At 62.7% G+C, this 13,185-nt stretch carries 13 protein-coding genes and 1 pseudogene; 8 read left to right on the forward strand and 6 right to left on the reverse strand.

All coding sequences use genetic code 11. From position 1 onward, the window contains the following. Window positions 1-145: 145 nt before the first annotated feature. The gene (locus EV292_RS21255) at window positions 146-796 is read right to left on the reverse strand and encodes a hydrolase (RefSeq protein WP_132911276.1); all 651 of its coding nucleotides are present in this window, start codon (window positions 794-796) and stop codon (window positions 146-148) included. Window positions 797-1,036: 240 nt separating this feature from the next. Continuing rightward, the gene (locus EV292_RS21260) at window positions 1,037-1,534 is read right to left on the reverse strand and encodes a nuclear transport factor 2 family protein (RefSeq protein WP_132911277.1); all 498 of its coding nucleotides are present in this window, start codon (window positions 1,532-1,534) and stop codon (window positions 1,037-1,039) included. A gap of 248 nt (window positions 1,535-1,782) precedes the next feature. Between EV292_RS21260 and EV292_RS21265 the strand changes: the two genes are divergently transcribed. The 7 genes and pseudogenes from EV292_RS21265 to EV292_RS21285 all read left to right on the forward strand — a co-directional run. After that, complete coding sequence (locus EV292_RS21265) at window positions 1,783-2,676, forward strand: LysR family transcriptional regulator (protein WP_132911278.1); 894 nt, start codon at window positions 1,783-1,785, stop codon at window positions 2,674-2,676. Window positions 2,677-2,877: 201 nt separating this feature from the next. Next, the gene (locus tag EV292_RS21270) at window positions 2,878-3,870 is read left to right on the forward strand and encodes an aspartyl protease family protein (protein WP_132911279.1); all 993 of its coding nucleotides are present in this window, start codon (window positions 2,878-2,880) and stop codon (window positions 3,868-3,870) included. A 222-nt stretch (window positions 3,871-4,092) separates the two neighbouring features. Beyond that, window positions 4,093-4,251 carry a hypothetical protein gene (locus tag EV292_RS22840; protein WP_165927223.1) on the forward strand — a complete coding sequence of 53 codons (159 nt, stop codon included), beginning with the start codon at window positions 4,093-4,095 and terminating at the stop codon, window positions 4,249-4,251. A gap of 60 nt (window positions 4,252-4,311) precedes the next feature. Continuing rightward, window positions 4,312-4,611, forward strand: a complete 300-nt coding sequence (locus tag EV292_RS21275) for a hypothetical protein (protein WP_165927224.1) — start codon at window positions 4,312-4,314, stop codon at window positions 4,609-4,611. A 212-nt stretch (window positions 4,612-4,823) separates the two neighbouring features. Continuing rightward, window positions 4,824-5,087 (forward strand): TIGR00730 family Rossman fold protein, encoded by a 264-nt coding sequence (locus EV292_RS23470; RefSeq protein ID WP_347812611.1) that lies wholly within the window; start codon window positions 4,824-4,826, stop codon window positions 5,085-5,087. Further along, complete coding sequence (locus EV292_RS23475) at window positions 5,081-5,269, forward strand: hypothetical protein (protein WP_347812612.1); 189 nt, start codon at window positions 5,081-5,083, stop codon at window positions 5,267-5,269. Before EV292_RS23470 ends, EV292_RS23475 begins: the two co-directional genes overlap by 7 nt. 339 nt (window positions 5,270-5,608) lie before the next feature. Next, window positions 5,609-6,313: pseudogene (locus EV292_RS21285) on the forward strand (alpha/beta hydrolase); the annotation flags it as partial. A 150-nt stretch (window positions 6,314-6,463) separates the two neighbouring features. Here the strand turns inward: EV292_RS21285 and EV292_RS21290 are convergent. The 4 genes from EV292_RS21290 to EV292_RS21305 all read right to left on the reverse strand — a co-directional run bounded on the left by EV292_RS21290 (window position 6,464) and on the right by EV292_RS21305 (window position 11,150). After that, entirely contained in the window at window positions 6,464-7,426 is a 963-nt protein-coding gene (locus tag EV292_RS21290; RefSeq protein WP_132911281.1) for a FecR domain-containing protein, read from the reverse strand. After that, on the reverse strand, window positions 7,423-7,950 hold the full coding sequence (locus tag EV292_RS21295) for a sigma-70 family RNA polymerase sigma factor (protein ID WP_165927225.1): 528 nt from the start codon (window positions 7,948-7,950) through the stop codon (window positions 7,423-7,425). Before EV292_RS21295 ends, EV292_RS21290 begins: the two co-directional genes overlap by 4 nt. Before the next feature lie 179 nt (window positions 7,951-8,129). Further along, window positions 8,130-10,463 carry a TonB-dependent receptor plug domain-containing protein gene (locus EV292_RS21300; protein WP_132911283.1) on the reverse strand — a complete coding sequence of 778 codons (2,334 nt, stop codon included), beginning with the start codon at window positions 10,461-10,463 and terminating at the stop codon, window positions 8,130-8,132. A gap of 63 nt (window positions 10,464-10,526) precedes the next feature. After that, entirely contained in the window at window positions 10,527-11,150 is a 624-nt protein-coding gene (locus tag EV292_RS21305) for a porin family protein (RefSeq protein WP_132911284.1), read from the reverse strand. An 823-nt stretch (window positions 11,151-11,973) separates the two neighbouring features. Here EV292_RS21305 and EV292_RS21310 point away from each other — a divergent pair. Then, the gene (locus EV292_RS21310; protein WP_132911285.1) at window positions 11,974-13,149 is read left to right on the forward strand and encodes a zinc-dependent alcohol dehydrogenase; all 1,176 of its coding nucleotides are present in this window, start codon (window positions 11,974-11,976) and stop codon (window positions 13,147-13,149) included. Window positions 13,150-13,185: the final 36 nt, after the last annotated feature.

Below are 13,185 nucleotides of genomic sequence, written 5' to 3' on the forward strand. Positions count from 1 at the left end.
AATGAAGCGACCCGGATCGGAAAAGTCTCAGCGAGACGACCGATCAACCTGATCGCGCCATGCCTTTAGGATCGCGGAGGGCGCGGAAGCTGGCGAGGTATGAGCTTGCGGCAGCCCAACCTGCCGGCTCCGCGTCTCGCCCATCTCAACCCTCGGCCGAGACCGGCGTATTGAGAAGTTGCTGTTCCCACATGTAGGCGATGCCGCTGCCGCCAACATGGTCGATCATGACCTGAGTCAGCGGAACGGCCGTCCCGAGACGCGCCCAGTCACGCTGCCACTCGGCTGCGAGGGCGAGCCAGGTGATCATGTTGATGCCGCCCGCGATCATGCGCTGAATGGCAACCTCGTGCGCCTCGACGGACGTACCGCCGGATGCATCGGTCACCACGGTGACGTCCCATCCTTCGCCCGCCGCCTGGATGGCCGGCATCGCTACGCAGACCTCCGTCCAAAGGCCCGCGATGATAAGCTGCTTGCGTCCGGTCGCCTTCACAGCATCAACGACGGCCTTATCCTCCCACGTGTTGATGAACGTTCGGTCGATCATTTCTTGGTCCGGAAATACGTCGGTCACATGTTTGAAGATGAGGCCGCCACGGCCCGCTATGACGCTCGTGAGGATCGTCGGGACGCCGAAGACCTTGGCCGTTTTGGCGAGCGCGGTGGTGTTGTTCACAACCGCTTGCGGATCGTGGCTATTCAGGTTTGCCAGCTGGTAGGGCTGGTGGTCGATAAGCACGAGCACCGAGTCTTCGGGGCGAAGAAGCGAGTCGAGGCCGTTGCGAAAGGTCATGGCTGTTCCTTTGCTGCCGTATCTGTCGTCCAAGGGGGCACTAGGACCGGGCATCACCCCACAATCGAGTATCATTGGCTCTTAGGACGCGGTAGCTTCACACCCTGCTCTGCTGTGTTGCGCACCTAGGAACGCCGAGCTTCTCGAGGTGTAGTTTCGCCCGGGAATCATGGTCGGACATGACCGGATTTCCCGACGCGAATAGCCGTGCCGCATCGTCGAAAGCCTTTAGCCTAGCTCTCAGACATTGATTTCCGAACCGTCGGGATTTGCTTTGATGAGGTACTCACCGCTCTCCCGGAAGCTGCGGACGGTCGCGAAGGTATCTTCCATGAACTGCACGTAGGATAGCTTGCCGTTCTTGCCGCGCGCCAGAACCGCGAAGGGTGATGTCACCGCTTTGCCCAGTACGGTGGATGTGTAAGTGAAGGTGCCAAAGATGGCGGCGCCATTCTCATTCTCGAAGCTGTCCTGGATTTGGAAGTCGTCTGTTGTCCAGTAGCGTCCAACATCGACAAAGGTCTGAACAAGCCCTTCGGTGCCATGGTTCGTTCCGGCCCAAGGCATGATCCGCTTCAGCTCGGGATGGCTATAATTGAGTGACACATACACGAAGTCATCGGTCGTGAATTGTTTGACGAAGTCCAGATCGGTGGGATTAGCCAAGATCGATTGCAGCACCGACAAGGACGATGCCTCCGATGCGGGCTCAGCCGTGGAGTGTGAATCAGCGGACATGGGGAGTTCCTCCTTCGGGTTGTTGTAAGAGCTCGAGATTGAGTTGCTTCACGCCTGACTTGCGGGGGACGATCGGCTGGCCTCGATGCGAGCCTTTCGGCTCACCGCGGAGTCGGTCGCCATCGTTAGCTCCGTTCGGGTAAGCGCCTGTATCCTCGGAAACCTCTCCAGAGAGAGGGTGCCATCGCATTTCCGAATGCGGTAGCATCACGTCCTGCTATGCTGTGTTGCGCACTTGGGAACACGGCATGGATATCGAGGAACTGCGGACGTTCGTGGAGGTCGCGGATGCGGGCGGGGTTACTGCTGCGGCGCTTCGCTTGGGAGTGTCGAAGTCGATCGCTAGCCGGCGCCTCGCGCGCTTGGAGGCAGAATTGGGCATCCAGCTGCTCGCGCGCACCACACGAGGCGCGGCGCTGACGGAGGCCGGGATCACGTTCCGGGACCATGCAGCGAAGGTTTGTGCCGAAATCGACATAGCGCGGGAAACCATTCTACCCGCTGGCGCGCTGCGCGGCCGGTTCAGGATTTCGGCTCCGCTCACTTTCGGGCCAACTCACTTTGCGTCTGTCATCGCAGATTTGGCGCGGCGTCACCCGGACTTGAATGTCCAGGCGTCCTACTCCGATCGGTTCGTCGACCTTATCGCGGAGGGGTTCGACTGCGCCATTCGTGTCGGCCACCTTAGTGACTCGAACATGATGGCACGACTGGTGGGTTGGACGACGGGAAAATATGTCGCCGCTCCCAAATATGTAGAAGAGCATGGCTCGCCGCAGACGCCTGAAGAGTTTGTCACCCATCAGGTCGTCATGCAGGGAACCGAAAGTTGGCCGGTGGCGGACGGCGACAAGGTCGTTATGATGAAGCCTCAGGGGCGGTTCAAAGCCGACAATGCGGTTGCACTCGTAGGCGCCGCGCTTGCGGGCATTGGCCTGGCGGGGTTGCCTGAGGCGTTGATCAAGGAACATCTCACTTCGGGCGCGCTGGTTGAGGTGATGCCACGCTATCCGCTACCCAAGCTTGGAATTTACGTGATCCGGCCGCCCGGTCAGCATCCTGCTCGCAAGATCCGCGTCCTGACGGAGATGCTGGTAGAGTGTTTCGGCGACTCTGCTCTCAACACGCAAGAGACACGCTGATCGCCCGCTGGCGTTCCGGGTCGTGCAACACAGCACCACCGGAGGCGGCACTACCATGAGCGCTACGTGGACGGCAGAGTAGCCGCAGACTGACGCGCAGACGCGTGCGAAAATCGCGCGGGTCGACGCGCGTCGCCTGGTGCTCCGTGTTTCCAAAGGTCGCTGTCGCGCTTCCGGCCTGGACGCGTTCAACGACGAAGGATGAGAAAAGCCGTGCAGATGAAATTTGGGCTGGTGCTCACCGCACTTCTTGGAGCCGTAGTCTGGACCGGACGGGCCAATTCACAAACGGCAACCTCACCGAATAAGCAGGAACAATGGCAGTCCGAGGCTAACAATCAAGATCGTCCAGCACATGCACCTCGCAAGCCCGCAAGCATTCCGTTCAAGCTCCGCGACAACCTTGTTACGCTGGACGTAACGCTCAACGGTCGACGGCAATCCGCGGTCCTCGACAGCGGCTCCGGTGCTCTCGTCGTCGCTCAGCGAACGACAACAGCGCTGGGTCTGGCGGTCAAGGAATCGATAGGTGACGCGGCCGGTGCTGGTGCTCAGGCGCAGCAGCTGCTTCCGATCGAAATTGCAGCTCTGAAGGTCGGACCGTTAGAGTTCGAGAAGCTGCCGGGGGTCTCTGTGAACCTCGAGCAACTCTCGTCGTCGGCGGGCTTCCCCATCGATGTCATCATCGGCGCTCCTGCCTTCAAATACGGTGCAGTGCGGGTCGATTACAGGCGAGAACTGATCACTTTCGGCCCCAGTGGAAGCCTCGGCAAGTGTGCAGCGCCGATCCCGCTCACGATTGTCTCCGAAATCCCCATGGTCGAGGCCGAAATCAGGCCAGCGCCGAACGCTAACCCGGTGAAGCTCAAGCTCGTGGTCGATCTCGGCACACGGCACCAGGCCTTGATGATCGGCGGCCCCTTCGTGCGCAGCGAGGCGGGTAAAGCGCTGATTGCTTCGGGCAAGGTGCAGCAGGTCGGTCACGGTACAGGCGGCGAGGTGCAGGGCAGCGTGGCTCGCTTGGCGGAAATGCGCCTTGGCGGAACGGTCATTCCCGGCGTTGAAGCAGCGTTGTCATCCGGTGTGAAGGCGTTCGAGATTGGCCTTTTCGACGGGTCGCTCGGCGTTCCGTTGTGGAAGGCCGGCGCCATTACCTTCGACTATCCCGCCAAGACCCTCTGCATCGAGGGCTGACGATGCGCGCAGTGACCGTGCTGGAGGAAGGGGGCGATCGCCGGCTTGGCATCAGGAGATTTGCCCCCTGGCACCCGCCCGGGACGAAGTGACCGTCGCGGTCCGCGCGATATCGCTCAACAACGGCGAAGTCCGTGAGGCGCTCGCAGCGCGAGCCGGGCATCGCCCGGGGTGGGATTTCGCCGGCGTCTTCTCGTGACGGCCGCTACCGGCGGGGTCGGCTTGATCGCGATCCAGCTGGCGGCCGCGACAGGCGCTCACGTTACGGCCTTTCTTCGCTCCGAAGCCGATGCGGCGATGCTGCGTCGCCTGCCGGTTCATGCGATCGCCGTCGGCGAGAGCGAGGCGGAGGTATGCGGCCCCTACGACCTGATCCTGTAGGGTGTAGGCGGAAAGCTTCTCGGCAGCGCCCTTGCCTGGCTCGCTCCCCGCGGCATGTGCGTGCAATTTGGTGACGCCGCTGGAGATGAGCTGACGACGTTTAATGCCAAGGCATTCCGTCTCGGCTCGGGCGGCGGATATGGCGGGACATCGCTCTATGGCTTCTTCCTCGGTGAGGAGCTCACCCGACCCGAACCTGCGGTCGCGAGCACCATTCTGGCCGAGCTCGCCGCGCGGCTTGCGAACGGCACGCTCGACACGGTGATCCATCACAGCGGATCATGGCACGATATCGACGAGGTATCGCGCGCACTCCTGTCCCGCCGGTTCAAGGGAAAGGCGGTCCTGACCATCGACTGACCCGGCGCTGCCGCTGGACCCTGCGCTGCCAGCCGCCGCACCCGTTTCTGAAGTTGTTCACTGATGAAAGTAGATCCTTGAAACGTATTTGCATGTTTTCCTGTTCGAGCGCCGGCCGTCTTGAACAATATCGTGCCGCTGCGACGCGCCTTGGTACGCTCTTGGCTTAACGAGGCATTGGCCTGGTCTACGGTGGGGCATCTGTCGGCCTCATGCGGGCCGTCGCGGATGCCTCGGTCGCCGCTGAAGGCACGGTGACAGGCGTTATCCCACAGGCTCTGGTTGACCGGGAGGTCGCGCATACGGGATTGCCGGAACTGCGCGTAGTTGGCTCGATGCACGAGCGTAAGGCCCTCATGGCCGAACTGTCCGATGCCTTCATCGCCCTCCCGGGCGGGATTGGCACTTTCGAAGAGATCTTCGAGGTGTGGACGTGGGCCCAGCTCGGCAGCCACCGAAGCCCTGCGCGGTGCTGAACATCGAAGGCTTCTACGACAAGCTGCTCGGCTTTCTCGATCACGTCGTCGACGAAGCCTTCCTCAAGCCCGTCCACCGAGGCATGTTGCTCGCCTCTAGCGATCCGGCGGCGCTGCTCGACCTGATCGGAAGCTACCGGGTTCCGAGCGAAACAAAGTGGATCAGATCTAACGAGCGCTGAAGGTGGAACGCCGCGCGCGCTGCCCCGTCGGGGAAGGAGTTATCACGCTACATGACCGATCAAGAAGTTGGGGTGGCGGTGCCAGCGCGCCGCATACCGTTTCCCGCCTCCATAAGTGCTGAAGCGCGAGCCAGGCTCGAGCAGCTCGTCGGCCCAGACGGGACACCCTTGAACGCGCGTAACACGATGCCCCTGCCTGAGGATCATGCCGGTTGGATGGCGGTCAAAGCCGCCGCAGACGTGCAATATGCCGCGGCCGTAAAAGGGCTGGCGGGGACACTTTGATCTGAGGTCGAGACCGTCCAAACGGATAGCACAACGCTTCATGTCGCAACGCCGCAGGCCGTGTCCGACCCGAATTACGCCTACATCGACTTCCACGGCGGCGCCCTGGTCTTCGGCGGCGGGGATGCCTGCATCGCTCAGGCGAGGATGCAGGCGGACCAGCTCGGGGTACTGTGCTACGGCGTTGACTACAGGACGCCGCCGGAACACCCCTACCCGGTCGCGCTCGACGACGCGACGGCGGCCTACCGCTACGTTCTGGAGCGCCACGCGCCAACTCGCGTCGTCGTCGGCGGGCGATCGGCAGGCGGCAATCTCGCTGCGGCCATGCTCCTGCGCGCCAAGGAGGAGGCCCTCCCCATGCCGGCAGGCTTGGTCCTGCTTTCACCTCAGGTCGACCTGACCGAGTCCGGTGACAGCTTCCAGGTTAACCGGATGATCGATGTGGTCCTGCCCGGTTCGCTGATGCGTAACAACCAGCTTTACGGCGGGGGCGCAGAGCTGTCACATCCCCATCTGTCTCCACTTTTCGGCGATCTCACCGGCTTCCCCCCGAGCTTCCTGCAATCGGGCACGCGCGACCTGTTCCTGTCCAACACGGTACGAATGCACCGAGCGCTGCGCCAGGTCGGTGTGGGCGCGGAACTGCATGTGTTTGAAGCGATGCCGCACGGCGGCTTCATGGGAAACACGCCTGAGGACCGCGAACTCGCAGGCGAAGTTACCCGCTTCGTGCACAGCTGTTGGCAGGGGTTGTAAAGACGGCGTTCCGGCGAGATGTCTACAGAGCAGCCTGCCGTGGAGTTCCAATCTTTCCTATTTTGGCATTCTTCGCACGAAAGCCACTGCAAACTTTCTTGGCGTTATGGGGCTCGGTGTCACTTATGGGGAGCGGAACTGCAATCGTGATCATCTCTCCGGTTCCCTTCGCTTGATGGTCCAGCCTGAGCTCGTCTTAACGGTTCGGGCCTCAAGCAGATCGGCTAGACGTTGTAGCGCTTCGGCAGGCGGCTCATCGAGTGGGATCGCTCCGGTAAACCGCATTCTGGCGACTTCCGGAGAGAGGGACACCGGCACACCAAGCGACCTAGCCAAATCCGACCCAACGCTGACCATTTCGGCATTGGCGTACACGAGGCTGCCTCTGGTCCAGCTGCCGACTGTCCTCGCCGGGCTCTTGGCGAGAACCATCTTGGAGCCGTTGATGGTGACCGCTTCACCGGCGTTGACCAAGACGTTTCCCTCATCCGGGTCTATTGCGACCGCACCCTCAGACACGGCGAGGCGAACTTTTCCGGGTTCCGCGCTGATGTTGAACGCCGTACCGACGTCCTGGAATATTCGGTTCCCGACACGTACCTCGAACGAACGCTCAGCATCGTGCGTCACGCGAAGGAAGATCTCTCCCTGCTTCAAGACGAGCTGACGCTCTTCCGGTCGCTTCACCGTCAGCTCCGTTCCGCCGTTCAGCATGAGCGACGTGCCGTCTGCGAGGCTTACGCTGCGAGTCACTCCGGGCGCAGTCCGCAAGATCAAGTCCGGCTCCGCATTTTCGGAAGATAGAACGAGGCCGGTGATCGATGCGGCAAGCGCCCCGCTGGCCGCCAGCCACCAGCCCATGCGGCTCCGCCGCGGCGGGCCGCCGGCTTCGAGGTCGTTTGCGGCCTCGGGGACGGAACTCGACGCAAGTTGCTCGACGACGCGCATTCCGCTCGTCAATGCCAGCGATGCCCGCCGATACAGCGCCGGATGTGCGGAATCGGCTTCCAGCCAGTCGATGTGCGCCTCCCACTCGTCGAAATCGGGTGATTGCAGCCGCGCTGCCCAGTAAAGCGCCTCGTTCAGCGGCCCGCTCCCGGCATCGTTGCTCATCGCGACAGCTCCCAAGGAGCATCCAGCTCGACCTGCGCCGATGCTATCGCACGATATGCCTTCTGCAGGTGCTTTTCGACCGCGCTCAGGGAAAGGCCCTCTTCAGCAGCGAGCTGCTTTTGCGAGACGTCATCGATCCGATGCCGCCGGATGATCCTTTCGGTCCTTGGACCGAGGCTTCGCAACAGCTCCTCCATGATACGAAGGCTTTCCCGCGACATAAGGATCTGTTCCGCGTTTGGGGACTGATCTATCTCAAACCCGTCGGCACCATCCACTTGCCAAGACCGATCGCGCTGCCCCCGTCGCAGGTTGGAGCGCATGTCGTCGAGCGCGAGGTTGTGCGGCATCTTCATCAGATAGGCTCGCGACACCTGACCAACATTCGGCGCACGTTGGACCTTGAGCCACAGATCCTGCAACAGGTCGTCGGCGCGATCATCTCCCCCGAGCGCACGAAGATATCGCAGGATCATGGCTCGGTTGTCGACGAACAGCTTAGTCAGAGGCGCTTCGACGCTCATGCGGAGCTCACCATGCGTTGTCGATGTGACGAGCCCCAGCGGAAACGCCGGGTCGGCGTGGCGCCCGCCACCCGGCCTTCTGGCCGCTCGTGTTGCTAATCGCCCGGACATCTCGCGGCAACTCTCCCTGCTTGTGCGGAAAAAACGCCACCGATCTGCCAAACCCGTACGACATGGTCTCAGAAGGCCGCGTGGAAGTTCAAGCTCACGGCGCGAGGACGCTGTGGCGTTGACTGGCGTTCGCTACTCAGGGTGAACGGGTTGCCGTAGCCAAAGAGGCTTGATCGATCGTTCAAGAGGTTCTCGACGGATAGCGAAACCGAGTGTAGGCCGCGCCTCAGACGCGCTCCAAGGCTCGTGGAGACAACATCACCTTGAGTGATGCCGTTGAGAAACCCGAACCCCAGACGCGACTTTCCACGGTAGGCGAAACGTCCCTCCAGGCCGAGTTCCCATCCATTGGCGAAGGACCGCTTCCAATCAGCGCCGGCGAAGCCGGTAAGGTCGGGAACGCTAGGTACCTCGGCAGCCGCCGTTCCGGGTCCGATGTCTATGACTTCGGTTACCGAACTGCCGGCCCGGAGCGTAAGGCCGTGGCGGATGAGCCACGCTACGGACAGGTCGACGTTCAACAAGGTCAAGCCGTTGGTGTTGGCGGCGTAGAGGAATCCGAATTCGTCCGCCAAGCTGCCTTGGGTACGGTTCCATCTTGCCGCGGAGACAGCGGCGTTGACCTCTACGGGATTATCGCCCTCGACTTTGTGATCGAGCTGCAATGTAGCGACCCGTATCAGATCTGGCTGGTAATAGTTGGAGTAGAACCCGGGCACAATGTTGCCGGCGAACTCTTGATCCACTCGGAAGACTGAGTATCCACCCGACCGGAAGCCTTGCTTAAGGCCGAAGGAAACCGCCGTTGTCTGGCTGGCCAGCCAGGTAAGCTGCGCCATGGGAGAAACATTCGATTCAGTGGGGCCGCGTCCAGGCAAGAGGTCCGCCACCACGTTCAGGTTTGTGGAAGCGCGTTGCCAGGAAAGGGTTCCCCGAAGCCCTGCCGTCAACAGCAGCTCGCCCGAACGCACCGCAATCTGGCCGAACAGCGCGGCATTGACCCGGTCGCTTCGCAGGTTCGCCGCGATATCGCGCAGTATGGGCAGATCGCCATCTTGCCTTGCGGCATCGTGCTCCGCGAAAACGGCTACTCCAGCAATCCATCCAGCTCCTCTCGGGGTAGACCGCGCGAGCCGGGTTTCGTGGTTGAAGGTAGTGAGCCGCCGAGCGTCCCGGAAAGAGGCTGGCGCACCCGCTCGGGCGCTCGCATCGTAGGTCGCCTCGACCGCGTTGACTCCGAACGACGTAGTGGTGACGAGTTCTGCATCTCCCACGGGTCCGCGCGCTTCCACGTCGAACAGGCTAAACGTGTTCCGAGAGGGTTGCGCGACCTTGCTTGCTCGGGTGAGTGGTCCGCCTTCGCCCGTGACGTAGTTGCTGTCGTCCGAATCGACACGCTGATGTGTCGCGATCGTGTCGATCGTCCATGCGCCGGAACTAATCCGTAGCTGAGCCCGACCGCCGTAAGTTGCCGAGCTGTTGACGTCCTTCAGGCTACGCCTGACGTCATCGATATAGCCAGGGTCCGTTGTGCGATAGCCTAGCACGCGAATGGCGGCTTGGTCGTCGGCGATAGGCAAGTTGACGACTCCAGCCGCAGCCATGCCGAGCCCGCCCGAACGAACGCTGGAGATCGACGCGTCGACGAACCCGGATGCCCGGCTGAGGTCCGGACGCTCGGGCTCGATGCGCAAGACGCCGCCCAGCGTTCCGCCGCCATAGAGCGTTCCCTGCGCGCCCTTGAGCAGCTCCACGCGGTTCACGTCGTAGAGCAGGAGGCCGGGATCCGGCGCGTTGAAGTTGATCCGGGCCTCCCCGAGGTACTCGCCCAGCACGGCCTCCGTCGCGCCGGCGAAGCTCGAGTCCGCGATCCCCCGAAGGAACAGCTTGTCCCGCCCGCGCCCAAGCGCGGTCGACGAAAGCGAGGGGATACGTGCCGCCAGCTCACCCGGACTGCGGCCACCATCGTGAACGCTCAGCGGCGTGTCGAATCGCGCGTACTCGACCCCGCCGCCCGACAGCAGAAGGGGCAGCGCCCGCTTCGTCGCTATCACCACGATGTCTTCGGCGGGACGTTGGATCGGAGCGGGCGAGGGAGGCGCAACCTTGTTCGGAGGATCGAGCCGGACCAGCCGATACGTCCGTGGACCGAGCCTGCGCACGCCTATCCCTGTGCCACGCAGCAACCGCCGCAACGCGGCCGCTGCCGACATGCTTCCTTTCAGGGGGCGCGTGCGAAGCCGCGGATCCACGTGAACCTCGCCGCCGATCGTGACCTTCGCACGCGAACTCAGTCGCTCGATCGCTTCCATCACCGGCAGCGAGGGCAGATCATACGCTTCCGGTCCGACCGCGAACGACCGGACCGGGAAGCAGGTGATCAGGACGAGGGCGGCCGCCACGCGTTGCGCCGGCCGATAGCCCGCCCAGCGCACCGGGCTCAGAGCGCTCGCTCCGGCATGCGTTCAGAACCGGATGCCGACCCCGCTGACGATCTGGTGCCGTTCCGAGCTGGGGCCACCGGAACCACTTCGTGCGTAACGATACTCGGCCTTGATGAAAGCGTGGTCGTTGATGGCGCGCTCGAGGCCCGCTCCGACCCTGAAGCCATCCTCGGTCCTGTGCGAGCGCGCCGGAGCGTCGACGCCATCGATTGCGCCGTCGAAGGTCGTTCTCGTGCGAATGTTCTCGTAGCCACCAAGGACGTAACCCAACGTGCGTTCACCCAAGACATATCCGAGCCGAGCCCCGGCAAACAGGGCGCGTTGCCCCTTCTCGCACACGCGACCAGCCAGGCTTGGCGTTCCCGACGTCGCTGCGAGATCGAAGGTCCCGCAGTTCTTGTTGGTCGTCCCACTCACCTCGCCGACCACGCCCACCACGACGTTTCCGGTGCGCAAGTCATAGCCGCCTCCCGTGCCGTAGAGCAAACTGTCGTCCTTGAGGCTTCGGTCGAGCACCTCACGCTTGTCGTGGCTCAGGCCTGCGATCGCCTCGACGTGCGGACCCGAGAAGGACTGGGCGTGGGCGTGAGCGTTGGACCCGCACGCGAGCGCGATGAAGAATAAGACACGCAAAACGTGAAACATGGAAGCTCCTGATTATCCAATCGGCTGCGAGCGTTTCCCGCCGCCGCAGGACGCAGCGTCACGACGCCCTGCCTCGATCTAACGACACGGGCGCGTCGAACCCGCACTTCCGATTTCCACACAGATGCGACAACGTGTGAAAATCGGCTTGAGTGCTGGGGAGGCAACGGCAGACAACGCTTCGAGACCGTAGCGGGAAAAATCTCGAGTGTTACGGCAGCTTTACGGCACCGCGCTAGAAACGGGATCCAATCACCGACCGCCTCGCATAGGCGCGACACTCTGCCGGCGGTCGAGTGTGCTTGGCGCCGTTCTCGTCAGCGAGGGTGCCGTCGCCTCGCTTCGATGGCATATCCGCCTGATGGATGAGACGCGCGCTGCCGTAACCTCTACAACACGGCCGCGTGCAATAGAGCGGTCGGCACGCTCCTGCACTCCATGTTGATGTGCCACTATTGTTCACGGCGAGGTCAGTGGAGGCAGACCGCTGCGAGCATGTGGCTGAGGCTGAAACTAGCCCGACGCATTTGCGGCGTAGACGCGGCCCATAGCGGTCTCTGCCCCCCCCGCGCCGAGAACCCACAACGTGACTCCAAGGCGGAAGCGAATTGCAGTTAGTGGTTTATATGGCGCCAGCGCGGCCCCTCCCTGCTCGTGGCGAGGACCCAGTTGCGGACGTTCGAGTGTCGTTTACTCCTGCTTAAAACCGGAAGTCCGTTCACATAGGCTAATAGGTGTGAGCCCGTTCCGTGCGACGAGACGTTGAGGTGGTTCAGTCGCTTTTCCGATCCTGGCAGAGCTCCTGCTCACACGGAGAAGAAACATGCGCGCACTTTGCTGGCACGGTAAGGGCGACGTCCGCGTCGACACGGTCGCCGATCCCGAGATCAAGCACCCACGCGACGCGATCATCAAGGTCACCGCCTGCGCGATCTGCGGCTCGGACCTGCACCTGCTCGACGGCTACCAGCCCACGATGGAAGCAGGCGACATCCTCGGTCACGAGAACATGGGCGAGGTCGTGGCGCTCGGCTCCGAAGTCACTAACCTGAAGATCGGCGACCGTGTGGTGGTGCCGTTCACGATCAGCTGCGGCGACTGCTGGTTCTGCCGCAAGGGCCTGTTCGCGGCCTGCGACCGGACTAACCCGAATGCCGAATTGGCCGCCAAGGCGATGGGGCACTCGCCCGCCGGACTGTTCGGCTTCAGCCACATGCTGGGCGGCTATTGCGGCGGTCAGGCCGAGTATCTCCGCGTGCCGATGGCGGACACCGGGCCCATCAAGATTCCCGACAGCGTCACCGACGATCAGGCGCTGTTCCTGTCCGACATCTTCCCGACCGGCTACATGGCCGCCGAGAACGCGCAGATCGAACCGGGTGATACGGTCGCGATCTGGGGCTGCGGACCGGTCGGCCAGTTTGCCATCCGCTCCGCGCTGATGATGGGTGCCGGCCGCGTGATCGCGATCGACGAGGTGCCCGAGCGGCTCAAGATGGCGGAAACCGGCGGTGCCGAGACGATCAACTTTGCCGAGACGGACGTGTTTGACGAACTTCAGGCCCGTACCAAGGGACGCGGCCCCGACAGCTGCATTGACGCCGTCGGCTGCGAGGCCGCCGGCCATGGTGCGGGCGACGCCGTTATGGACAAGGTGAAGGCGAGCATGATGCTTGCCACCGATCGTGTCCATGTGTTGGGCCAAGCGATCATGAGCTGCCGCAAGGGCGGCACGGTGTCGGTACCCGGTGTCTATGTTGGCATGGGCGACAAGCTGCCGATCGGTGCGGCAATGAACAAGGGACTGACGATCAAGCTCGGCCAGACCCATGTGCAGCGCTACACCAAGCCGCTGCTGGAGAAGATCGTGGCCGGGGAGATCGACCCCAGCTTCGTCATCACGCACCCTGCCAGCCTTGAGGACGCGCCGGAGATGTACGCCAGGTTCCGCGACAAGGAGGACGGCGTCATCAAGGTGGTCATGCGCCCGCACGGCTAAGCTGCGCATCCCTCATCGTCGTGGCGGCGTGCGATC

Source organism: Sphingomonas sp. BK235, from assembly GCF_004345855.1.
Classification (GTDB): domain Bacteria; phylum Pseudomonadota; class Alphaproteobacteria; order Sphingomonadales; family Sphingomonadaceae; genus Sphingomonas.

Coding starts and splice junctions, on each gene's coding strand:
- EV292_RS21310 (WP_132911285.1), top strand. CDS start 11,974: ATGCGCGCACTTTGCTGGCACGGTAAGGGCGACGTCCGCGTCGACACG.
- EV292_RS21265 (WP_132911278.1), top strand. CDS start 1,783: ATGGATATCGAGGAACTGCGGACGTTCGTGGAGGTCGCGGATGCGGGC.
- EV292_RS21295 (WP_165927225.1), bottom strand. CDS start 7,950: ATGAGCGTCGAAGCGCCTCTGACTAAGCTGTTCGTCGACAACCGAGCC.
- EV292_RS21255 (WP_132911276.1), bottom strand. CDS start 796: ATGACCTTTCGCAACGGCCTCGACTCGCTTCTTCGCCCCGAAGACTCG.
- EV292_RS21305 (WP_132911284.1), bottom strand. CDS start 11,150: ATGTTTCACGTTTTGCGTGTCTTATTCTTCATCGCGCTCGCGTGCGGG.
- EV292_RS23470 (WP_347812611.1), top strand. CDS start 4,824: ATGCGGGCCGTCGCGGATGCCTCGGTCGCCGCTGAAGGCACGGTGACA.
- EV292_RS21290 (WP_132911281.1), bottom strand. CDS start 7,426: ATGAGCAACGATGCCGGGAGCGGGCCGCTGAACGAGGCGCTTTACTGG.
- EV292_RS21270 (WP_132911279.1), top strand. CDS start 2,878: ATGAGAAAAGCCGTGCAGATGAAATTTGGGCTGGTGCTCACCGCACTT.
- EV292_RS21260 (WP_132911277.1), bottom strand. CDS start 1,534: ATGTCCGCTGATTCACACTCCACGGCTGAGCCCGCATCGGAGGCATCG.